22 protein-coding genes are annotated in these 21,026 nt (G+C 68.8%); 9 read left to right on the top strand and 13 right to left on the bottom strand.

Annotated elements, in window-relative coordinates; all coding sequences use genetic code 11:
• The first annotated feature begins 3 nt into the window (after positions 1-3).
• The gene (gene lnt / locus CYL12_RS04115) at positions 4-1,527 is read left to right on the top strand and encodes an apolipoprotein N-acyltransferase (protein WP_101845776.1); all 1,524 of its coding nucleotides are present in this window, start codon (positions 4-6) and stop codon (positions 1,525-1,527) included.
• On the opposite strand, the gene CYL12_RS04110 is transcribed toward lnt, so the two are convergent.
• From CYL12_RS04110 to CYL12_RS04095, 4 genes are all read right to left on the bottom strand, one after another.
• Positions 1,524-1,907, bottom strand: a complete 384-nt coding sequence (locus CYL12_RS04110) for an RNA polymerase-binding protein RbpA (RefSeq protein ID WP_025103442.1) — start codon at positions 1,905-1,907, stop codon at positions 1,524-1,526. The two genes, lnt and CYL12_RS04110, sit on opposite strands and share 4 nt — an antisense overlap.
• A gap of 116 nt (positions 1,908-2,023) precedes the next feature.
• Positions 2,024-2,800 carry a glycerophosphodiester phosphodiesterase family protein gene (locus tag CYL12_RS04105; protein WP_101845774.1) on the bottom strand — a complete coding sequence of 259 codons (777 nt, stop codon included), beginning with the start codon at positions 2,798-2,800 and terminating at the stop codon, positions 2,024-2,026.
• Positions 2,797-3,726: an SPFH domain-containing protein gene (locus CYL12_RS04100; RefSeq protein WP_101845772.1), complete on the bottom strand. Its 930-nt coding sequence runs from the start codon at positions 3,724-3,726 to the stop codon at positions 2,797-2,799. The genes CYL12_RS04105 and CYL12_RS04100 overlap by 4 nt, the downstream gene beginning before the upstream one ends.
• 8 nt (positions 3,727-3,734) lie before the next feature.
• Entirely contained in the window at positions 3,735-4,208 is a 474-nt protein-coding gene (locus CYL12_RS04095; protein ID WP_101845770.1) for an NfeD family protein, read from the bottom strand.
• A 122-nt stretch (positions 4,209-4,330) separates the two neighbouring features.
• Here CYL12_RS04095 and CYL12_RS04090 point away from each other — a divergent pair, with 122 nt between their 5' ends.
• The gene (locus CYL12_RS04090; protein ID WP_101845767.1) at positions 4,331-5,095 is read left to right on the top strand and encodes an SDR family oxidoreductase; all 765 of its coding nucleotides are present in this window, start codon (positions 4,331-4,333) and stop codon (positions 5,093-5,095) included.
• A gap of 62 nt (positions 5,096-5,157) precedes the next feature.
• Here the strand turns inward: CYL12_RS04090 and CYL12_RS04085 are convergent, their stop codons facing one another.
• Positions 5,158-5,745, bottom strand: a complete 588-nt coding sequence (locus CYL12_RS04085; RefSeq protein WP_101845765.1) for an HdeD family acid-resistance protein — start codon at positions 5,743-5,745, stop codon at positions 5,158-5,160.
• A 179-nt stretch (positions 5,746-5,924) separates the two neighbouring features.
• On the opposite strand from CYL12_RS04085, the gene CYL12_RS04080 reads away from it, so the two are divergent.
• The 4 genes from CYL12_RS04080 (at position 5,925) to CYL12_RS04065 (ending at position 9,682) form a co-directional block, all read left to right on the top strand.
• Complete coding sequence (locus CYL12_RS04080; RefSeq protein ID WP_101848662.1) at positions 5,925-6,323, top strand: helix-turn-helix transcriptional regulator; 399 nt, start codon at positions 5,925-5,927, stop codon at positions 6,321-6,323.
• A 5-nt stretch (positions 6,324-6,328) separates the two neighbouring features.
• Positions 6,329-6,739 (top strand): VOC family protein, encoded by a 411-nt coding sequence (locus CYL12_RS04075; RefSeq protein WP_101848663.1) that lies wholly within the window; start codon positions 6,329-6,331, stop codon positions 6,737-6,739.
• 27 nt (positions 6,740-6,766) lie between these two features.
• Positions 6,767-9,124, top strand: a complete 2,358-nt coding sequence (locus CYL12_RS04070; RefSeq protein WP_101845763.1) for an ATP-binding cassette domain-containing protein — start codon at positions 6,767-6,769, stop codon at positions 9,122-9,124.
• A gap of 186 nt (positions 9,125-9,310) precedes the next feature.
• Entirely contained in the window at positions 9,311-9,682 is a 372-nt protein-coding gene (locus CYL12_RS04065) for a hypothetical protein (RefSeq protein ID WP_101845760.1), read from the top strand.
• A 15-nt stretch (positions 9,683-9,697) separates the two neighbouring features.
• On the opposite strand, the gene CYL12_RS04060 is transcribed toward CYL12_RS04065, so the two are convergent.
• Together CYL12_RS04060 and CYL12_RS04055 are read right to left on the bottom strand one after the other, a co-directional pair.
• Positions 9,698-10,486, bottom strand: coding sequence for a peptidoglycan recognition protein family protein (locus CYL12_RS04060; protein WP_101845757.1), 789 nt, complete (start codon positions 10,484-10,486; stop codon positions 9,698-9,700).
• Positions 10,483-10,989 carry a hypothetical protein gene (locus CYL12_RS04055; RefSeq protein ID WP_101845754.1) on the bottom strand — a complete coding sequence of 169 codons (507 nt, stop codon included), beginning with the start codon at positions 10,987-10,989 and terminating at the stop codon, positions 10,483-10,485. Before CYL12_RS04055 ends, CYL12_RS04060 begins: the two co-directional genes overlap by 4 nt.
• 83 nt (positions 10,990-11,072) lie before the next feature.
• On the opposite strand from CYL12_RS04055, the gene CYL12_RS04050 reads away from it, so the two are divergent.
• From CYL12_RS04050 to CYL12_RS04040, 3 genes are all read left to right on the top strand, one after another.
• Complete coding sequence (locus tag CYL12_RS04050) at positions 11,073-11,717, top strand: hypothetical protein (RefSeq protein WP_101845751.1); 645 nt, start codon at positions 11,073-11,075, stop codon at positions 11,715-11,717.
• A 147-nt stretch (positions 11,718-11,864) separates the two neighbouring features.
• Positions 11,865-13,190, top strand: coding sequence for an MFS transporter (locus CYL12_RS04045; protein WP_101845749.1), 1,326 nt, complete (start codon positions 11,865-11,867; stop codon positions 13,188-13,190).
• Positions 13,191-13,274: 84 nt separating this feature from the next.
• The gene (locus CYL12_RS04040; RefSeq protein WP_101845747.1) at positions 13,275-14,390 is read left to right on the top strand and encodes a DUF4232 domain-containing protein; all 1,116 of its coding nucleotides are present in this window, start codon (positions 13,275-13,277) and stop codon (positions 14,388-14,390) included.
• Positions 14,391-14,405: 15 nt separating this feature from the next.
• Here CYL12_RS04040 and CYL12_RS04035 read toward each other — a convergent pair whose 3' ends face one another.
• The 6 genes from CYL12_RS04035 to CYL12_RS04010 are packed head-to-tail and all read right to left on the bottom strand — an operon-like array spanning position 14,406 to position 20,995.
• Positions 14,406-15,218, bottom strand: a complete 813-nt coding sequence (locus tag CYL12_RS04035) for an arginase family protein (RefSeq protein WP_233486832.1) — start codon at positions 15,216-15,218, stop codon at positions 14,406-14,408.
• Positions 15,219-15,274: 56 nt separating this feature from the next.
• Positions 15,275-16,021 (bottom strand): formylglycine-generating enzyme family protein, encoded by a 747-nt coding sequence (locus tag CYL12_RS04030; RefSeq protein ID WP_101845743.1) that lies wholly within the window; start codon positions 16,019-16,021, stop codon positions 15,275-15,277.
• Positions 16,022-16,040: 19 nt separating this feature from the next.
• Complete coding sequence (locus CYL12_RS04025; RefSeq protein ID WP_101845740.1) at positions 16,041-16,796, bottom strand: SGNH/GDSL hydrolase family protein; 756 nt, start codon at positions 16,794-16,796, stop codon at positions 16,041-16,043.
• Between the two features lie 28 nt (positions 16,797-16,824).
• Positions 16,825-18,177 (bottom strand): MFS transporter, encoded by a 1,353-nt coding sequence (locus tag CYL12_RS04020; RefSeq protein ID WP_101845738.1) that lies wholly within the window; start codon positions 18,175-18,177, stop codon positions 16,825-16,827.
• Positions 18,178-18,228: 51 nt separating this feature from the next.
• Positions 18,229-19,263 carry an LLM class flavin-dependent oxidoreductase gene (locus CYL12_RS04015; RefSeq protein ID WP_101845736.1) on the bottom strand — a complete coding sequence of 345 codons (1,035 nt, stop codon included), beginning with the start codon at positions 19,261-19,263 and terminating at the stop codon, positions 18,229-18,231.
• 55 nt (positions 19,264-19,318) lie between these two features.
• Positions 19,319-20,995 carry a DUF885 domain-containing protein gene (locus tag CYL12_RS04010; RefSeq protein ID WP_101845734.1) on the bottom strand — a complete coding sequence of 559 codons (1,677 nt, stop codon included), beginning with the start codon at positions 20,993-20,995 and terminating at the stop codon, positions 19,319-19,321.
• Between the last annotated feature and the right edge of the window lie 31 nt (positions 20,996-21,026).

Raw genomic sequence — 21,026 nt, 5'->3', positions numbered from 1 at the left:
CGCATGACCGAAGCCCCTGTTCGCCGACGCGCCCTGCTGCCCCTCTGGGCTGCCGTGCTCGCTGCGGCTGTCGCCGCTCTCCTCATGGATCTCGCGTTTCCCGAGGCCGCGGTCTGGATCCTGGCGTTCCCGGCCACCGCGCTGCTGCTGCTCTCCTTGATCGGGCGTCGGGCCGGGGGAGCGCTGCTGGTGGGGCTCGTCTACGGCATCCTCTTCTTCGCCCTGCTCGTATCCTGGACGTCGCGGTACCTCGGGCCGCTGCCCTGGGCCGCGCTGAGCGTGGTCGAGGGCGTCCTTACGGCCGTCGCACTGATTCCGCTGACTCTGGCGTACCGATGGGTGCCGCGGGCGTGGCCGGGTACCGCCGGGCGTCTACTGACCCTCCCCGCCATCGTCGCGGCGCTCTGGGTCGGACGCGAGCTGTTCCTCGGCTGGTGGCCCTACGGCGGCTTCCCCTGGGCCCGCCTCGGCATGAGTCAGGCGGAGAGCCCGCTCGCCGCGCTCTCCTCGTGGGTCGGCGTGAGCGGACTGAGCTTTCTCATGGTGTTCCTCACAGCCATGGCGATCGAGATCGTGCGCGCCCGTCTGTGGCGGCGACCGGTCACGCTGTGCGCACCGGCAGTCCTCGTGCTCATCCTCATCTTCACGCCGCTCTTCCCGACCACGCCGTCCGGATCTCTGCGCATAGCCGCGGTGCAGGGGAACGGACCGACCGGTTACTTCGACGAGCGGGAGCCGTTCGCCGTCATTCAGGCGCAGACGGAGGCCACGGAACCGCTGTACGGTGAGGACGTCGATCTGCTCGTCTGGCCGGAGGGCGGACTCGACACCGATCCCTATGCCAACTCGACCATCGCGCGGCGCATGACCCTGGTATCGAACCGCATCGATGCGCCGCTGCTCGCCAACGCCGCGACCGGCCGGGGGAGCCTCTACTACAACACGTCCATGCTCTGGCTTCCGGACGGCACGGCACCGCAGAAGCACGACAAGCGTCACCCGGTGCCTTTCGGCGAGTACGTGCCGGATCGGGCGTTCTTCAACGCTCTCGTCCCCGACCTCATCGGACTGATCCAGCGCGAGTACACGCCGGGGACCAACCCGCCGATCGTCGAGGTCGACGACGTTCGGGTGGGACTCGCGATCTGCTTCGACGTGATCTACGACGACGTCATCACCGAGGGACTGTACGACGGCGCTGAGGTCCTCGTCTTCCAGACGAACAACGCCGACTTCCGCGGCACGGACGAGAACCTCCAGCAGCTCGCGTTCGCACGGATGCGCGCGATCGAGACCGGCCGGAGCGTCGTCAACATCTCCACGGTCGGCACGAGCCAGATCATCCTGCCGGACGGACGGACCGTCACGAGCCTGGACGCAGACGAGGCCAGAGCGATGCTCGAGGATGTCGAACTCCGCTCCGGCCTCACGGCGGGAATCGTCCTGGGCCCCTGGCTGCAGCAGGTGCTGCTGTGGGGCGGTCTGGGCGCGCTCGGTCTCGGGTGGTGGCGCGCCCGGCGGCGCTAGGCGCCGATCTTCTCGCGGGTGGGGTCTTCGCCGGCGCCGCGCCGGGCTCGGATGTAGGCGAGGCGCTCCTCGAGAAGCTCCTCCAACTCCGCACGGGTACGGCGCTCCATGAGCATGTCCCAGTGGGTGCGGGCGGCCTTCTCGTCAGTGACCTCGAGGGTGACGGCTTCGCCGTCGACCTTCAGGCGGGCTTCCGCTCCGCAGGAACGGCACTCCCAGGTCTGAGGCGGTTCGGCATCGGCCGCGAACATGAGCGTGGTGTCGTGTCCGCAGGTGTCACAGGTGTAAGTGGTCTCACGGCGCTCCATGAAAACGACGCCCTCTTCGCTCTGTAGGCTCTGGGCGCCGAGTCGGATGCCGCGCAGGCTGCGATCTGCCATTGTGTGGTCCTCTCGTCGCTGTCAGGTATAACGTTCGAGCCTGTGCGCTTCATCCATACGACGGCCTTCTGCGCGGTATTCACAGGGGAATCCCAGCGCCGGAGGATAAAGGGCGCTCAGAGCGTTCGAAGCGTGGCGACGGCGACGTCGGCCCGGTCGGTGACGACGCCGTCCACGCCCGCGTCGACGAGGCGGCGCATGTCCTCCGCCTCGTTCACCGTCCACACGTGGACCTCGGTCCCGACGCGGTGGGCAGCGCGGATGAGGGCCGGCGTCAGCACCGTGACCGCGCCATGTCGCTCGGGGATCTGCAGGGCATCGATCTCCCGCAGAAGCCTGGCGGGGGAGAGGCGCATCGCGGAGAGAAGACGGAGCGCGGCGATCGTCCGGCTTCCGCCGGAGGTGGCTGGCCGCAACACGGTGCCGGTCCGGCGCACGGCCTCCACCGTCGCCCGCCGGTTGGCGTCCGAGAAGCTCGTCACCAGGACCCGGTGCGTGTGGGCGGAGAGGATGGGGCCCAGTGGAACCGCAGCCGCCGACGTCTTCACATCGATGTTGAACCGCGTCTCGGGAAATGCGGAGAGCGCCTCGGCGACGGTCAGCAATCCGCCGTGCTCCGCGAAGAGCTCGCTCAGCTCCCGCGTCCTGACCTCGCTGACGGCGCGCGGATCGTCCAGGAGCCGCCGGAGGTCACGATCGTGGAAGAGCACGACGTCGCCGTCCGCGGTGACCTGGCAGTCTGTCTCGATGTACTCCGCCCCCACGGCGTGGGCCGCGGCGAAGGCGGCCGCGGTGTTCTCCCACACGCCGGACTCTCGTCCCGCCGCGGTCACCAGACCTCGGTGCGCGAAGATCCGGGGCTGCTCGGCCCTGACGAAGTACGGGTGCGTCACGCGCCCGCGGAGGGAGTGGGAGAACCCGGTCCGGTCTTCGGGGTGAAGGCGGTGCCGATGCCCTTGAGCGCTTCCGTGAGTTCGCTCGGGATGATCCACAGCTTGCTGGACGGGCTCTCGCTGATCTTCGGGAGCATCTGCAGGTACTGGTAGGCGAGGAGCTTGTCGTCGGGCGCGCCCTGGTGGATCGCGGTGAAGACGCTCTGGATCGCCTCCGCCTCACCCTGGGCGCGGAGGACAGCGGCCTGCTTGTCGCCCTCGGCCCGGAGGATCTCCGCCTGACGAAGGCCCTCCGCCTCGAGGATCGCGGACTGCTTCGTGCCCTCGGCGGTCAGGATCGCGGCACGGCGATCCCGCTCCGCACGCATCTGCTTCTCCATCGAGTCCTGGATGGAGACGGGCGGGTCGATCGCCTTGAGCTCGACACGACCCACGCGGATGCCCCACTTGCCGGTCGCCTCGTCGAGGACCACGCGAAGCTGCCCGTTGATGTTGTCGCGGCTCGTCAGCGCCTCTTCGAGGTTCAGGCCACCGACGACGTTGCGGAGGGTCGTGGTGGTGAGCTGCTCCACGGCGCCGAGGTAGTTCGCGATCTCGTAGGTGGCGGCACGGGCGTCGGTCACCTGGAAGTAGACGACCGTGTCGATGGAGACCACGAGGTTGTCTTCGGTGATCACAGGCTGCGGCGGGAAGGAGACCACCTGCTCGCGCATGTCGATCAGCGGGCGGAGGCGGTCGATGAAGGGCACGAGGATGTTCAGGCCCGGGGTGAGCGTCTTGTGATAGCGACCGAGCCGCTCCACCACACCGGCCGTGGCCTGCGGGATGATGCGGATCGCCCGCGCGATCGTGACGATCACGAAGATGATGACCGCGATCACCAGGATCCAGATGATCACGGTCGGGATGATCGATGCGTCGTCCACGCGTGCTCCTAGTCGTTGAGGGGTCGGACGATGGCGGTAGCGCCGTTGATGGCACTGACGGCGACGGGCGCGCCCGCCGGAATGGCCATCGGGGTGGTCGTTCTGGCGGTCCAGGTGTCGCCGTTGGCGAGCTTGGCCTGGCCGGAGATCTGCGTGATCTCACTCAGCGCGATGCCGCGGAGATCGACGAGCGCCTCGACGTTCGAGCGGGTGGGATCGGCGCCGCGGTGCAGACGGCGCAGAAGGGGTGGCCGCAGGAAGAGGATGAACAGGGCGGCCGCGGCCGCCGCGATGAGGATCTGGATCCACACCGGGAGGCCGATGAAGTCGGTCACGAGCCCGACGACGCTGCCGAAGCTCAGCATGAGGAAGGTGAAATCGAGGGAGAGCATCTCGATGACGAGGAAGACGGCGATGAGGACGAGCCATCCGATCCATGCCCAGTGGTCGATGAACGTGACGAACGTCGAGAAGTTGTCCATGCGGCCTCCTTTGCCGTCAACGTACCACGCGTGACGACGCTCGACCGGCCGCCACCGCGCCCCCTTGGTAATCTGTGAGGGCCGTGCGCTCACGGCGTTCCACGCACCATGAGGAGTCACCCGTGACCGACGTTCTTCCCGCAGGATCCCTCGACGGCAAGGTGGCCCTCGTCACCGGCTCATCGCGGGGGATCGGCGCCGACACCGTGCGATACCTCGCCGAGGCCGGCGCCGACGTCGTCATCAACTACCGCAACAAGGCGCCGCGCGCGGAGAAGCTCGCGGCGCAGCTGCGGGAGCTCGGCCGACGGGCGCTCGTCGTCGGTGCAGACCTCACCGACCCGGCGTCGGTCGCCGAGATGTTCGATGCCATCCGTGCCGAGTACGGTCGCCTCGACGTGCTCGTCCTCAATGCCTCGGGCGGGATGGAGTCCGGCATGGCCGAGGACTACGCGCTCACCCTCAACCGGGACGCGCAGCTCAACGTCCTCAACGCGGCGACGCCGCTGCTCGAGGATGGCGCGCGCGTCGTGTTCGTGACCAGCCACCAGGCCCACTTCATCCGCACGACGCCGACGATGCCGGAGTACGAGCCGGTCGCCCTCTCCAAGCGCGCCGGCGAGGACGCGCTCCGCGAGCTCATCCCGGGCCTGGCCGAGAAGGGAATCGGCTTCACCGTCGTCTCCGGCGACATGATCGAGGGCACGATCACCGCGACGCTGCTCGAGCGCGCGAACCCCGGCGCGATCGCCGAGCGTCGCGAGTCGGCGGGTCGTCTTTACAACGTCTCCGAGTTCGCCGCCGAGGTCGCGAAGGCCGTCGTGGACCCCGTGCCCGCGGACAACACCCGCCTCGTCGGCGACGTGAGCGCCTTCGTCACGGAATAGTCGTCGAACGCAAGACGCCCCGCACCCGCTGCTGCGGGTCCGGGGCGTCACGCGTCTGCGGATCAGACGGCGGCAGCGCCCGTGGTGAACGCCTTCTCATCCTTGCCCAGCGTGATCGCGCGGATGATCTGCACGATACCGAGCACGACGAGCGAGATGCCCAGGAGCAGCCACAGCGCGAATCCGGCGATGACCGGCGAGAAGAGGACGATGATTCCGGCGATGATGCTGAGGATGGCGTAGATCACGGTCCACACTCGCGACCCGTCGCTGCCGAGCAGCGAGAGCGCCACGACGCCGTCGACGATCCAGCTCACACCGATGAAGATCACGACGACCAGCGCGAGGGTGGCGGCGGCGACGTTCAGGTTGAAGAACGCGATGACGCCGGCGACGATGTAGAGCAGGCCGAGGACGATGTGGCCGACGCGAGACCAGCCGCCCTTGGCGCGGGAGAAGATGCCGAGGCCGATGTAGACGACTCCCGCGACGATCAGGTACGACGCGAAGATCGCCGTCACGATGACGGCGGACTTCACCGGCCAGACGAGCAACGCGATACCCGCGAGCAGCGCGAGCACGCCGGAGACCGCGAGAGCGACGCGGATGGACTTGAAGAAAGACTTCGTTTCTGCGACTGCTTCAGACATGACGGGGAACCCCTTCTGAGAGAATCCTGTGAGGATGCCCCCAGGGTAGCGCCGGAAGCCCGACAGCGGGGGAGGAGCGGCTCCGCGCGTCGCGGATGGTCATTCCTCGTCTTCCGGCGTCATGGCAGGATCATCACGTGACACCGGTGGATGAGGCTCGCTTGCGCGAGCTGGTCGTGATGCGGAAGGTGCGCGACCGCATCGACCGGGAGTATGCGAAGCCGTTGGACGTCGAGGCCCTGGCGCGCGGTGTGCACATGTCCGCCGGGCATCTCAGCCGGCGGTTCCGCGAGACCTACGGCGAATCCCCGTACTCCTATCTCATGACCCGCCGCATCGAACGCGCCATGGCGCTGCTGCGTCGCGGCGACCTCAGTGTCACCGAGGTGTGCTTCGCGGTGGGCTGCTCGTCGTTGGGAACGTTCAGCACCCGCTTCTCGGAGCTGGTCGGTGTCCCACCCAGCGTGTACCGTGAACGCGCCGCGAACGTCGAGGGCATCCCCTCGTTCCAGGCGAAGCAGATCACCCGACCGATCAGGAATCGAGAAGCGCCGCGGCCCGAGGCGCACCTAACGTGAGCATCATGAAGATCAGCATCCACTACGCCTTCCTCCCGCACACCGACGCCGAAGCGGCGCTCGGCTTCTATCGCGACGCCCTCGGCTTCGAGGTGCGCAACGACGTCGGCTACGACGGTCTCCGCTGGCTCACGGTCGGCCCGGTCGGTCAGCCCGAGACCTCGATCGTCCTCCACCCGCCGGCCACCGACCCCGGCATCACCGACACCGAGCGGCAGACGATCCTGGAGCTCATCGCGAAGGGCAGCTACGGTGCTCTGACGCTTGCGAGCGACGACCTGGACGCCCTGTTCGACCGTCTGGTCGCGGAGGGGGCGGATGTGGTCCAGGAACCCATGGACCAGCCCTACGGCGTCCGCGACTGCGCTTTCCGCGATCCCGCCGGCAACCTGCTCCGTATCAACCAGGCCGCCTGACGGCGCCACCACCACGAAGGACGCCGCATGACCGCTGTCGAGCACCCCGCGGACACCCACGACCTCATCCGTGTGCAGGGCGCGCGAGAGAACAACCTGAAGGACGTGAGCGTCGACATCCCGAAACGACGCCTCACGGTGTTCACCGGAGTGTCCGGGTCGGGGAAGAGCTCTCTCGTCTTCGACACGATCGCCGCCGAATCGCGCCGCATGATCGATGAGACGTACAGCGCGTTCGTGCAGGGCTTCATGCCGTCGGTGCCGCGTCCCGACGTCGACGTGCTGGAAGGGCTCACCACGGCGATCATTGTGGACCAGGAGCGTCTCGGCGCGAACCCGCGGTCGACCGTCGGCACGGTGACGGATGCGAATGCGATGCTCCGCATCCTGTTCAGCAAGCTCGGCCAGCCCTACATCGGCGGTCCGACGGCGTTCTCGTTCAACATCCCGACGCAGAAGGCCAGCGGCGTCATGACCGGGCCGGGTGGCGAGAAGAAGATCGTGAAGGACGCGATCTACCTCGGCGGCATGTGCCCGCGATGTGAAGGCAGGGGAGTGGTGTCGGACCTCGACCTGTCCCAGATCGTCGATGAGTCGAAGTCCCTCGACGAGGGCGCCATCATGGTGCCCGGGTACACCGCCGACGGCTGGATGGTGAAGGGGTTCTCGCAGTCCGGGTTCTACCCGGGGGACAAGCCCATCTCGTCCTTCACCGACAAGCAGCGTCACCTCTTCCTCTACGGCGAGGTCACGAAGGTCAAGATTTCCGGCATCAACATGACCTACGAGGGCCTGATCCCGAAGATCACGAAGTCCATGCTCTCGAAAGACCTCGACGCGCTCCAGCCGCATATCCGTGCCTTCGTCGAGCGCGTGGCCACCTTCGCGGTGTGTCCGGAGTGCGACGGTACGCGTCTCACCGAGGGCGCGCGATCCTCGAAGATCGACGGCGTGAGCATCGCCGACGCGTGCCGTATGCAGGTGACGGATCTCGCCGCGTGGGTCCGCGGTCTGAACCTGCCCGGTGCGGGGCCGCTCCTCGAGGCGCTGAGCGCGAACCTCGACGCCTTCGTGACCCTCGGCCTGGGGTATCTGAGCCTGGATCGGCCCTCGGGAACGCTGTCCGGGGGAGAGGCGCAGCGGATCAAGATGCTGCGGCACCTCGGCTCCTCGCTGACCGATGTCACGTATGTGTTCGACGAGCCGACGATCGGGCTGCATCCGCACGACATCCAGCGGATGAACGGCCTGCTGCTTCGCCTTCGCGACAAGGGGAACACGGTACTCGTCGTCGAGCACAAGCCGGAGACCATTGCGATCGGCGATCACGTCGTGGACCTGGGGCCGGGTGCGGGAAGCGCCGGGGGAGAGATCTGCTACCAGGGGAGCGTCGAGGGTCTCACAGCCAGCGGTACGTTGACAGGTCAGCATCTCGACGACCGTGCACAGCTCAAGGACGCCGTGCGTGACCGCACCGGCGCGATCGAAGTCCGCGGCGCCTCCACGAACAACCTCCAGAACGTGGACGTGGACATCCCGACCGGTGTCCTGACCGTGGTCACCGGCGTCGCGGGATCCGGGAAGAGCTCGCTCATCCACGGTTCGGTGACCGGACGCGAGGGCGTGGTGGCGATCGACCAGTCCGCCATCAAGGGCTCGCGTCGCAGCAATCCCGCGACCTACACGGGGCTGCTCGAGCCCATCCGCAAGGCCTTCGCGAAGGCAAATGGCGTGAAGCCCGCCCTGTTCAGCGCGAACTCCGAGGGCGCGTGTCCCACGTGCAAGGGCGCCGGTGTCATCATCACCGAGCTCGGGTTCATGGACACCATCGAGACCCCCTGTGAGGACTGCGGCGGTAAGCGCTTTCAGGCGGCGGTGCTGGAGTACAAGCTCGGCGGCAAGGACATCACCGAGGTGCTCGACCTTCCGGTGTCTGAGGCCCGCGTGTTCTTCAGCGAGGGTGAGGCGAAGCTCCCGGCCGCGGCCGCCATCCTCGGACGCCTGGAAGACGTGGGACTCGGGTACCTGTCGCTCGGACAGCCGTTGTCGACTCTGTCGGGCGGTGAGCGCCAGCGCATCAAGCTCGCGATCCAGATGGGCGAGAAGGGCGATGTGTACGTGCTCGACGAGCCGACGACCGGTCTGCACCTCGCTGACGTCGACACGATCCTCGGTCTGTTGGATCGCCTCGTCGACGCCGGCAAGACGGTCGTCGTGATCGAACATCATCAGGCCGTCATGGCACACGCCGACTGGATCATCGACGTCGGTCCGGGCGCCGGCCATGACGGCGGTCGCATCGTCTTCGAAGGAACGCCCGCCGACATCGTCGCGGACAGATCGACGTTGACGGGTGAACATCTCGCGGCGTATGTCGGTCGCTGAGAGGAAACTCGACCGTTCCGGGCCCTCTCTCGCGCTCGCCCACTCTTCATACGGATTATCCGATAATGCACATTATGTCAGTTTGAGGAAAGTGCCCCCCTCCTGGGTCCGCCGGCGGCGTGCGGGACTTCGGACTACAGCCTGACGGAGGCTGATGCTTACGGGACCTGGCAGGCAGGAAGCGACTTGCCGACGACACTCGAACTCGCTGACGACGGCACCTTCCAGGCGAATGCGTGGCCACGGGCTGTGGGGTGCGGCGGGACTCTGCCACGCACTGCGACGGAGCTGCGCGGGGCAGATGCCGTTGACTTCTCCGGGACCTGGGAGGAAGGTTCGGGCGGCGCGCTGAATCAGATCACGCTGGCGACGGATCCGGATTTCCCGTGCGGGACGACCTGGGTCTACGCCGGTTTCCGAAGCGAAGACAGCGTCATCTATACCTGCATGCTCCTGGACGCGCACGTCGACGAGGCGACGGCGGAGAACTGGTTCATCCTCTACAAGGGTGAACCGGAGTCGACACCGGATTCGAGTCGGTGCTTCACCTACAACTAGCCCGCTCCCCTGCCGTCACCGCGTTCTCTTCCGGATCTCCTGCGCCCGCGCCACGATGTCATCCACTCGCGATTGCAGGAACGGGCCGGGACACTCCGTTCCCGACCACGTCTCCTGGTGGGTGATGACGTGCTCTCGGTCGATCCGGAAGCGCACCGGAACGCCGTCCAGCGTCCGCCCGTCGAAGCCGGCGAGCCACGCGATCATCTGTGCGATCTCCTCCACCTGCGCCGTGGTCACGGTGTACTCCGGGGCTCCGGTGAAATCCAGCGTCTCCACCGCCACGGACCGCCAGTTCCAGTCCGCCCCGGTGGACGACGGCTTCGCTCGCGGGCGGATGGTCTCGACGACCGAGCCGTCGTGTCGCAGATAAAAGGTGGGAGCCGATGATCTCCTATTACAGCGGGAGAAGAAGTCCAACTGGTCGGATGTCGTGCCGGTGTGGTGGATGATGAAGCGGTCGATGACCGGGCTCACGGTTCGACGATCGCTTCCCGCGATGCTCCGGTCAGCGCGCACCGTCGGGTGGGCACAGTCCTCGAAACCGAGCGGTACCTCGAGACCCCTGACCGCGCGGTCGTAGACCGGCTCGTACTCTGGCAGTCCTCGCGGGTTGTCCGGGCGGCGTCCGGCGTCGTCTGCGTCTCCCCCGGAATTCGCGGAGAGCCAGATGCCGACGCCGGTCACCGCGACGCCGGTTCCGGCGGCGATGAGGAATCCCCGCCGCGTGTGCGTCGGGACGTTCTCGTCGGCGTCCCGCCCTCCCGGGTCCTCCGGATGCTGGCCCTCGCCGCGTGCGCTCACGCGGCCGGGCCGTTGTTGGGTTGCTCGCGGCGATCACCCTGCGGGCGTCGTCCTGGCCAGACGAAATGCGCGACCGAGAAAGTGAGGACCGACCACGCGACGACGAACGCCCACCACGGCAGCGCCGCTCCCCCGCTTCCACCCGCAAGCACGACCGACACGATGCAGGCGCCGAGCCCGACGACGACCCCGACGACGGTGATCTCGCCGTGGGCGAGCCACCGCGCTCGCAGGGCCGAGACGAGGCGAAGGGGCAGGCCGATCACCAGGGCGGTGATCATCGACACGACGGACAGGACGACCGCGATGATGCTCGCCCCGACGAAGGATGTCGCCCCGTCGTACTCTTCCGCAGCGCCGAGTGCGAGGAAGAAAGCCACGATGAACAGGAAAAAACCACCGACGAAGAACTGGCCGAGGATGAGCGAGGCAGTCGAATCGTCGGCTCCCCGAAAGCCCCCGCGTTTCCGCAGGTCGGCAGGGGCACGGCGCGGGGAGGTCATATCGCGATCCTACGAGGTTCGGCTTCTCGAGCGGGTGCTTCCTCCGGGCTGCGCGTGAACCTGACGACGACTAGGGTGATTGCGTGAGCGATGGGGCCGAGAACGCAACTGCTGACAGGAGAGCGCGACGGCTCACATGGGTCACCGGCGGACTCCTGCTCCTTCTCTCGGCCGTCATCTGGTTCACAGCCCGCGGGGAGCTCGCCGGCTTTGCGATCGCGAAGGATGCCGTGTTCGCATCGGCGGCCGTTCTGTTCGCGATCGGTGTCGGGCGTGCGGGTAGCGTCACTGATCGGCGCCCCGTCAGCACCGTCGCGACGCTCGCACTGGCTGTCGCACCGTTCGCGCAGTCCCTCTTTTTCAGTCTCGTCCCGGAGTCGCCCGGCGACCCCAACGCGCGCGAAGACGCCTGGGTGCTTGCTGCCGTGCTGTACTACGGGAGTCTGGCCACGTTCGCGATCATCGCCGCCGTAGGAATCGGACGCGCGAGAGTCCTTCCGTCGCCCTGGCGCTGGGCTCCGCTGTGGGTCGTCTTCTGGACGCCACTCGCGTTCGTCGTTGGGATCGCGGTTTCCTCGTCGGCGCCCTTCGGCACAATGACATCGAGGATCGCCGGCCATCTCGTTCTCGACGGGTCCGCAATCGGCACTGCCTCCCTCGGCATCGTCGCGCTCGTCCTCGGCATCCGCGAACAACGTCTGCGCGTCGCGCCGGTCACCATCACCTGAATGACGCCATCCGCGTCATACGGAGAGGGTGCCTGGAGCGCCCGGCCGGACCAGCGCATAGACGAACATGTCGCGACGGCGGTGCCGCGCAACGTTCACGCCCACCGGTGTGCGTGTCGCTCCTCGACGCAGGAGTAGCGTGGAAGGGTGCCTCAGGTCTCCCACTCCCCCGTCTCCACGCCGGGATGGCGGGCCTGGGCGATCTGGTCCGTCGGCGTCGCGGCCTACGTGCTCGCCATCACCAACCGCACATCTCTCGGCGCCGTCGGTGTCGAGGCCGCCGACCGGTTCCAGGCGGACGCCTCCACGCTCGCGCTGTTCGCGGTCGTGCAGCTCGCCGTCTACGGGGGGATGCAGATCCCGGTCGGGGTCCTCCTCGATCGCTACGGATCCCGTCCGATCATCACGGCGGGGATGCTGCTCATGGCGGCCGGACAGCTCACCATGGCCCTCTCCCCCAGCATCGGCATCGCGATCGTCGCGCGTGTCCTCCTCGGAGCCGGTGACGCCGCCGTCTTCCCGGCCGTGCTACGCCTGGTCGCGACCTGGTTCCCCGCGCAGCGCGGCCCCGTCATGGTCCAGTTCACCGGGATCATCGGGCAAGCCGGCCAGCTGATCGCGCTGGTGCCGGTCGCCGCTTTGCTGCACGCCACCACCTGGTCGATCACATTCGGCAGCATCGCCGGTCTCGGCCTGCTCTTCACGATCCTCGTGTGGCTGATCGTGCGCAACAACCCCGCGGAGAGCGGTCCGGACGTGTCGGTGAACACGGACACCGGAGTCGTGCGTGTTGTGACGTCGGCGATCGACACGGGCGTCGGCATCCGGGCGGCCTGGGCGCATCCCGGCACCCGGCTCGCGTTCTGGTCGCACTTCACCACCCCGTTTGCCGGCACGGTGTTCGTGCTCCTGTGGGGGATGCCGTTCCTCACGGCCGGCGAGGGCCTGACCACCGCTCATGCGGCGGGGATCATCTCGATCTATGTGGTCGCGGGCATGATCCTCGGGCCGATCATCGGCGACCTCTCCCGTCGCCTGCCGAATCACCGCTCCCTCGCTCTCGTGCTCCCCGCCGTCGGTGTGCAGATGGCGGCCTGGATCGCTGTCATCGCCTTCCCCGGCCCCGCTCCGGACTGGCTGCTCTGGATCCTCGCGGTCGCTCTGGCGACCGGCGGCCCGGCGTCGATGATCGCGTTCGATCACGCCCGCACCCACAACCCCGCGCACCGCCTCAGCACGGCGACGGGGGTGACGAACGCCGGCGGCTTCATCGCCGCACTGATCGCGGTCTTCGTGATCGGTCTCCTCCTCGACGCCCAGGGCGCTGGGACACCGGACACCTACACGCTCGACGCGTTCCGTATCGCGTTCCTCACCCCGATCCCCCTCTGGATCCTGGGGGTCGTCTTCATCCTCATCGAACGCAAGCGGACGCGGATCCGCATGGGGCTGGATCCCGAGCGGCGTCGCTGAGCGCCCATAGGATGAGGCACGGCCTCCGCTCCCCCGTCGACCGCCGCCCTCCCGAGCGACCGGGACGGTCGTACGAAGCCACCGTTGACGGCGGGTCTGCTCGCTGGACTGCTCCTCGGCGCACTGTGGATCGTCTCCGGTGCCATCGCCCGACTGACCGGTTCCGACATCGTGCTGACGCGGTTGCTGAGCTTCGGCGGTATCGGTCCGCTGCAGAGTCATGCCTGGCTGCTCCCCGGCGCGTGGGGCGTCCTGGTGCTGGCGGTGACGGCCGCCGTCCTCTGCAGCGTCGTCTGGCTGGTGGGACGGGGTGCGCAGGGGGTCGGCCGGGCTCCCGCGTTCCTCGTGCTCTGGTTCGGTGCCGTCCTCGCCGGAACAGCCGTCGGGCTGTGCGACGACGTCACCCGGGTGCTGTCCTTCCTCCCTCTCGCCGGCCTGCACGGTCTCACTGCGGCGGTCGTCGAGTCCGCGCCGGACACCGCCTACTGGGGACTCGCCTGGGGCTGGATCCCCGCCTGGGCCTTCTCGCGCAGAGCCGGCGAGGAACCTGCGCGGCGGTGGTCTTCGCGCCTCCTCGGTCTCGCGCTCGCGAGTGTGGCCGCTCTCGTCGTCGTCGGGAGCCTGGCCGATGCCGCGTGGCAGCGCCAGATCGTCGAGGAGAACGCCGCCCTGGAGGGCACCACCGACGAGTCCGGAGCCTTCGTCGACCCGGCGGCCGTGGGCGATCCGGTGCCGGAGCGGGCCCCGGGGGCCTCGACACCCCAGCTTCCCGCGGACGCGTGCACCCTCGACCGAGCCACACTGCTGCTCGGAACCGCCGACGGGGCCACGGGTCACCGCGCCCAGAGCATCCGTTTGCTGAACGCCGGTGAGGAGCCGTGTGTGGTCGAGGGGTATCCCGACATCGCCTTCGCGGACCGGAACGGTCATGCCCTCGACGTCGCGGTGCGCCCCGGTTCCTCGTTCCTCGCGAGTGACCCCGGCACGACGCCCGTGACGGTGCCGCCCGGCGGCGAGGCGACCGCGGTGATCGGCTGGGACGCCAACGCGACGGACGGCGCTCTCGTCGCCCGCGCCCTGCATGCTGCCGTGCTCCCCGGACTCGACCGCGGCTCGTGGCCGGTCCAACTCGACATCGTGTCGGGCTCCGAGGTCGAGATCACCGCCTGGCACCTCGGCACAGCACCGGCCGCGCCGTGACGGCACTCCGCGTCGTCAGCGCAGCAGGTGCTGGAACGTCTCGACGATCAACTCCACGCTGACGCGCTCCGGCACCTCCGCGTCGCCCGCCTCGAACTCGGCGAGCTCCACGCCACGGACGTCCGCGGCCGGGATGGCGGCGAACAGCGCTGCCACCTGGTGCGGCAGCAGACCGTCTCCGACGCGATAGGCCGCGGGGATGTAGCCGGGCTCCAGGACGTCCCAGTCGACATGGATCCACACCGGTCGCCCGGCGATGAGGGCGCTCAGCCGCTCCGGCGTGCTCTCCGCGGGGCTGAGGACGGTCACTCCCGCGCCGGCGAGGAGCTCCCCCTCGGCGGGGTCGATGTCGCGGCCGCCGACGACGATGACCTGCCGCGGGTCGATGCCCGCCCCGTGTCCGCTGTCCCACAGCCCGCAGGCAGCAGCGAGGACCATGCCGCCGAGGTATCCGGAGTCGGTGGTGTCCGGCGTGTTGAAGTCGCCATGCGCGTCGATCCACAGCACCACCGCGTCGGGGTGGTGCTCGGCGACGCTCGGCAGCGTTCCGAGGCTTGCTGCGCACGTGTTCGTCACGAGGAGAGGCGTCGTCTCCCCCGCGATCGCCTCCTGCACCGCGGCCCGGAGGCCCGCGAGCGTATCTGCCGCCTCGGGCAGCGCGACCGACCAATCGTCGAGCCGACCCGGCTCCGGAGTGCCGACCACGACGGGCTCCTGCCGGAGAAGCGAGGACAGGGCGTCGGCGACGCGGCGCGCCCCGACGAGGGCTCCGTCCGTGCGGTCGGCGACGCGACCTTGGTTGAGGATGAGCGCGAAGGGCCTGGTCATCCGCTCAGTCTCGCACCCGGCGCAGACCGCGGCCAAACCGCCGGAAGCGGCCTGCACTAACGCCGGCGCGGAGTCCATCCCGACGGCAGCCCTCCGTCGACGAAGGCGCGGTCCCGGTCTGCCGCCGCCGACCAGCCCTGCGCCTCCTCCTCGGTGTCGAAGGCGCCCCGGGCGACGCGGAAGCCGACGTCCTCGTGGTGCATGCGCGGCCCTCCCCCACGGCGGACCGAGGCGCGGACGCTCCAGGCGTCGTCGGCGAACCCGCCACCGCGGAAGACCCGGTAGTCGTCGTAACGCGCCGGGTCGAGGAGATCCCAGCACCATTCCCATACGTTGCCGAGCATGTCGAAGAGTCCGTGCAGGTTCGGGAGCTTCCCACCAACGTCCTGCGGCGTCCGGACCCCGTCGGCGGTTGTCCAGGCGGCCTCGGCCAGCGGGGCGTAATGAGGACCGGTGGAACCGGCGCGGCACGCGTACTCCCACTCCGCCTCGGTCGGCAGGCGGTAGCCGTCGGCCGTGGTGTCCCAGGCCACGTCCTCACCCTCGAAGTGGTAGACCGGGTCGAGGCCCTCCCACTCCGAGGCGGCGTTGCAGAAGTGGACGGCGCGGAGCCAGCTCACGTCCGCGATCGGACGACGAGGATGCCGCGTCGGTGCGCCCAGGACCTCGGTGATCTGTTCCTCCGTGACCGGGAAGGCGGCAAGCGAGAACGGCTCGAGCTCGACGGTCCGGCGGGTGCCGCGCCGGGCGTCGTGCAGCGTGACCGACCCGGCGGGCAGACGGACGAGTTCGATGTCGCTCATGTGCGGCGCATGACGACGCTCACGCCGGAGTCCGCTCGACCCAGGTCGGGTACTTCGCTGCGCGGCCGTCTCCGGACGAGGTCCTCGTCACGCGTCGACGCACCCAGGGCCCGACGAACTCCCGGTAGTAGGCCAGACCCCCGGGGCCGGCGGTCCAGCGATCGAGCGGCGCCCACCAGGCTGCCGGCGGCTCGAAGCCGAGTCCATGCAGCACACGCGCCGCGACACGATGGTGTCCGGCCGCGTTCATATGAAGCCGGTCCTCCGACCAGTACGCGGGCTTCGAGAGCTCCGTGTCCGGCCAGTTGAGGGCGCGGATGACGTCGGGCCGGTCCTCGATCCGCCGCAGGACCGCCTCGGAGAGCAGATCGCCGCGGCGCTGCACAAGCGACCCCATCGGAAGCTGACCGCTCGGGTTGGCGCCAGAGAGCAGGATCATCGTCACGCCCTCCTCATCACACCGTCGCAGCACGCGGCTGAACGCATCGGCGATGTGCTCCACGTCGGTCCGTGGCCGCAGCATGTCGTTGCCGCCACCGTTGAACGACAGGTGCGTGGGACGCAGGGCCAGCGCGGGCTCGAGCTGCTCCTCGACGATCGGCCAGGCCAGCTTCCCCCGGATCGCCAGATTCGCGTACTGGATGGGGTGCCCAGCGGCATCCGCCCATCCCTGCGCGGCGATGTCGGCCCAGCCGCGCTCGCGCCCATCGGGGAGCACATCGCCCACGCCTTCGGTGAAGGAGTCGCCTATCGCGACGAAACGTACATCAGCCACGCGCCCAGCCTATTCCCGGTCGCGGACGTCACCGGTCGTCCAGCGCCGCTCCGCTCCGGTCCACGAGACCCCAGGCTCCCGCAGCGGCGACGAGGAAGCACGCCGCGAACACGACGAACAGCAGCGGCGCACCGCCGGCACCGAGGAGGAGCGGGACGGTGAGGGGCGCCACGATGGAGGCGATGCGCCCCACCCCGGCGGCCCAGCCCGCCCCGGTGCCGCGCAGTGAGGTCGGGTAGATCTCGGGCGTCACCGCGTACAGCGCACCCCACGCGCCGAGGGTGAAGAACGAAAGCGCCATGCCGGCGCCGATGATCATGGGCACGGTCGTCGCGGTGCCGAAGACGACGGCCGACGCGGTCGCCCCGAGCAGGAAGACCGACAGCGTGACGCGGCGGCCCCACACCTCGATGAGCCAGGCCGCCACGGCATAGCCCGGGAGCTGAGCGAGCGTGATGATGAGAGTGAAGCCGAACGAGCGGACGAGGTCGAATCCGGCATCGACGAGGATGCTGGGGATCCAGATGAAGGCCCCGTAGTACGCGAAGTTCACGGCCAGCCACACGAGCCACAGACACGCCGTCCGTACGCGGAACTCCGCGTTCCAGAGGGTCGCGAGCCGGACCCGTGCCGTCATCGCGATCGCCCGCGACGCCGGCTCCTTCCGGATGGGCGGGGTGTACTCGACTCCTGCATCGGCCTCGAAGGCCGCCACGATGCGATCCGCTTCCGCGATACGTCCGCGGGACGCCAGCCAGCGCGGCGACTCGGGCAGACCCCACCGCACGACGAGGGCGTAGACCGCGGGGATCGCGCCGAGCGCGAAGGCCCATCGCCAGCCCGCCTCGGACGCGGGGATGACGAAGAACCCGATGAGCGCGGAGGCGGTCCAGCCGACGGCCCAGAATGCTTCCAGGATGACGATCAGCCGTCCGCGGATGCGCGCCGGAGCGAATTCGCTCACGTACGTCGAGGCGACCGGCAGCTCCGCGCCGAGCCCGAGGCCGACCAAGAACCGCAACACGAGCAGGGCCGCCACTCCCCCGACCAGCGCACTCGCTCCGGTGGCTACACCGTAGATGAGCAGAGTGAGGGCGAACACCTGCCGGCGGCCGAAGCGGTCAGCGAGAAGACCGCCGAGGGTCGCGCCGACCGCCATTCCGACGAAGCCGAGCGAGGCGATCCAGCCGGCCTCCCCCTTCGTGAGATCCCACTGCTGTGAGAGCGCCGCGATGATGAAGGAGATGAGTCCGACGTCCATCGCGTCGAGCGCCCAGCCGACGCCGGAGCCCGTGAGCAGGCGCAGGTGCCTGCGGGTGAACGGGAGGACGTCGAGGCGCTCGGCGAGCGAGGTGCGGCTCGGCAGGGCGGTATCGGCCATGATTCTCATCGTAGGGCCGCCCGTCCCGCCGAGCCGCGAGATGACGCCCGGTCAGTCGCGGTCGGCGAGGAGCTTCCGCACCCGAGGGATCACCTCGGTGCCGTACAGCTCGATGCTGCGCATCATCGACTCGTGCGAGAGGGTTCCCGTCGCGTACTTGAGATCGAAGCGGCCGAGCCCGAGGGTCGTGATCGTGTCGGCGATCTTCGCGGCGACACGCTCCGGTGAGCCGGCATAGAGGGAGCCCTCGGGACCGATGTCGTTCTGGAAACGCGCGCGGCTGTAGGGTGGCCACCCGCGCTCGCGACCGATGGTGTTGTTCATCGCCTCGAAGCCGGGGTAGGCCTCGTCCCATGCCTCGGCGTCGGTGGGCGCGATGTGGCCGGGCGAATGGACGGCGACCGGGTGCGCGGTGGTGTCGAAGGAGGCGACCGAGCGGTGGTACAGGTCGACGAAAGGCTTGAACCGCCCGGCCGGACCGCCGATGATCGCGAGCATCAGTCCGAGACCGTGACGCGCGACACGCACGACCGACTCCGGGCTGCCGCCGACGCCGACCCACGTGCGCAGACCCTTCTCGGTCTTCGGGAAGACATCCGCATTGTCGAGAGACGGCCGCAACGTTCCGGACCATGTCACGGGCTCCTCCTTGAGGAGCTCGACGAACAGCTCGAGCTTCTCTTCGAAGAGCCGGTCGTAGTCGCGCAGGTCGTAGCCGAAGAGCGGGAAGGACTCGATGAACGAACCGCGCCCGAGGACGACCTCCGCCCGACCCCCGGACAGGGCGTCGAGAGTCGAGAAGCGCTCGAACACGCGCACCGGGTCGTCCGAGGACAGCACCGTCACCGCGGTTCCCAGCCGGATCCGCTCGGTCCGGGCGGCGATGGCCGCGAGCACCATCTCCGGGGACGAGACCGCGAACTCGCGTCGGTGGTGCTCCCCCACGCCGAAGAAGTCCACGCCGACCGTGTCGGCCAGCTCCGCCTGGGCGACGACGTTCCGGATGGTCTGCGCGCCGCTGAGCAGCTCGCCGTCCTGATCCCGGGTGATGTCGCCGAACGTGTCCAGCCCGAACTCGATGTCCATGTCACACCTTCCTATTCAGGTGAATGGAACACCGGGCCTCGGGCCGGCATTCCCGTCACCGAGGGAGCAGCGCGCTTCGCAGCGTGTCGAGTCCGACGCCGCCGAGATCGAGGGCGCGCTTGTGGAAGCCCTTGAAGCTGAACGCGTCGCCCTCCGCCTGCTTGACGGCGTCGCGGACCTGCTCCCAGATGCGCTGACCGACCTTGTACGACGGAGCCTGACCCGGCCAGCCGAGGTACCGGTTGACCTCGAACTGCACGAACTGGTCCGACATGTTCACATTACGGCGGAGGAAGTCGAGCGCGTACTTGGCATCCCAGACGCCCTGGCCCTCGAGTCGGGGCTTGCCGAGGTGCACGCCGATGTCGAGGACCACGCGCGCCGCCCGCATCCGCTGCCCATCCAGCATGCCCAGGCGATCCGCCGGGTCATCGAGGTAACCGAGCTGCTCCATCAGTCGCTCCGCATACAGCGCCCAGCCCTCCGCATGCCCCGACGTGCCGGCGAGCAGTCGCCGCCAGGAGTTGAGCTCGGCGCGGTTGTAGACGGCCTGGGCGATCTGCAGGTGATGCCCCGGCACACCCTCGTGGTACACGGTGGTGAGCTCGCGCCACGTGTCGAACTCGGTGACGCCCTCGGGGACCGACCACCACATGCGACCGGGGCGCGAGAAGTCGTCGGTGGGACCGGTGTAGTAGATCCCGCCCTCCTGTGTCGGCGCGATCATGCACTCCAGGGTACGGATGGCCTCCGGGATGTCGAAGTGCGAGGCGCCGAGCTCGGCGACCGCGCGATCGCTGGTCTCCTGCATCCACCGCTGGAGCGCCTCGGTGCCGACGAGCTTGCGGGCAGGGTCGGATTCCAGATGCGCGACAGCCTCTTCGACGGAGGAGCCGGGGAGGATCTCGTTCGCGATCGCCGTCTGCTCGGCCACCATGCGGGCGAGTTCCTCGCGACCCCACTCGTAGGTCTCGTCGAGATCGATGGTCGCCCCGAGGAACCGGCGGGAGTTGAGGGCGTAGAGCTCGCGCCCCACGGCATCCGTCTCGCCTGCCTCCGGTGCGAGCTCCTCCGCCAGGAAGCGCCGCAGCTCGCCGTAGGCGACCCGGGCAGCCGCGGAATTGTCGGCGAGCGTGCGGGCGAGCGATGCGGGAAGCTGGCCCTCCTGCGGGTCGGCGTGGGCGACGAACGCCGCGAAGAAGCCGTCGTCGGCGATGTAGCGGTCGATCTGCGTCGCGACCTCGGCGACCTGACGACGCGCGGGAGTGACGCCCTCGGCGATGCCCAGGCGCAGCGTCTCGACGTACCCGCGCAGCGCCGCCGGAACCGCGGAGAGCCGGGTGCAGATGACCTCCCAGTCCTCGACGGTCGCTGTCGGCATCAGGTCGAAGGCGGAGCGGACGTCCTGCGCGGCGGATGCGATGACGTTCAGATCGCGCAGGTGCCACTTCGCCTCGTGCAGTTCGAGGTCGAGGCGCAGCTCCGCACTGAGGTCGGTCTTGGTCACCTCGTCGATCGCATCGACGGGCTCCAGTGCGGAGAGCTTATCGAGCGTCGCCCGCGTCGCCGCCGCGATCTCCTCATGACCTTCCGGGCTCAGATCGCCGAACCGGTCGTTGACCTCCGAGCGGCCGATGTAGGTGCCGAGAGTCGGCGCCAGGACAGCGATCGTGTCGACCCATTCATCGGCGACCTTGTCGATGGCGGAGGGGGTGCGGGGTGCGGAAGTCATACCCTCCAGCCTAATCCCCGCCCCCTCCGAG

Origin of the sequence: Zhihengliuella sp. ISTPL4, assembly GCF_002848265.1 — a bacterium.
In the GTDB taxonomy this organism is placed as follows: Bacteria; Actinomycetota; Actinomycetes; order Actinomycetales; family Microbacteriaceae; genus Microbacterium.
Note: the sequence above shows the minus strand (reverse complement) of the source record. Positions and strands in the feature narration are given on the sequence as shown.

Coding starts and splice junctions, on each gene's coding strand:
- lnt (WP_101845776.1), top strand. CDS start 4: ATGACCGAAGCCCCTGTTCGCCGACGCGCCCTGCTGCCCCTCTGGGCT.
- CYL12_RS04110 (WP_025103442.1), bottom strand. CDS start 1,907: ATGGCAGATCGCAGCCTGCGCGGCATCCGACTCGGCGCCCAGAGCCTA.
- CYL12_RS04095 (WP_101845770.1), bottom strand. CDS start 4,208: ATGGACAACTTCTCGACGTTCGTCACGTTCATCGACCACTGGGCATGG.
- CYL12_RS04085 (WP_101845765.1), bottom strand. CDS start 5,745: ATGTCTGAAGCAGTCGCAGAAACGAAGTCTTTCTTCAAGTCCATCCGC.
- CYL12_RS04080 (WP_101848662.1), top strand. CDS start 5,925: ATGCGGAAGGTGCGCGACCGCATCGACCGGGAGTATGCGAAGCCGTTG.
- CYL12_RS04075 (WP_101848663.1), top strand. CDS start 6,329: ATGAAGATCAGCATCCACTACGCCTTCCTCCCGCACACCGACGCCGAA.
- CYL12_RS04070 (WP_101845763.1), top strand. CDS start 6,767: ATGACCGCTGTCGAGCACCCCGCGGACACCCACGACCTCATCCGTGTG.
- CYL12_RS04055 (WP_101845754.1), bottom strand. CDS start 10,989: ATGACCTCCCCGCGCCGTGCCCCTGCCGACCTGCGGAAACGCGGGGGC.
- CYL12_RS04035 (WP_233486832.1), bottom strand. CDS start 15,218: ATGACCAGGCCCTTCGCGCTCATCCTCAACCAAGGTCGCGTCGCCGAC.
- CYL12_RS04030 (WP_101845743.1), bottom strand. CDS start 16,021: ATGAGCGACATCGAACTCGTCCGTCTGCCCGCCGGGTCGGTCACGCTG.
- CYL12_RS04020 (WP_101845738.1), bottom strand. CDS start 18,177: ATGGCCGATACCGCCCTGCCGAGCCGCACCTCGCTCGCCGAGCGCCTC.
- CYL12_RS04015 (WP_101845736.1), bottom strand. CDS start 19,263: ATGGACATCGAGTTCGGGCTGGACACGTTCGGCGACATCACCCGGGAT.
- CYL12_RS04010 (WP_101845734.1), bottom strand. CDS start 20,995: ATGACTTCCGCACCCCGCACCCCCTCCGCCATCGACAAGGTCGCCGAT.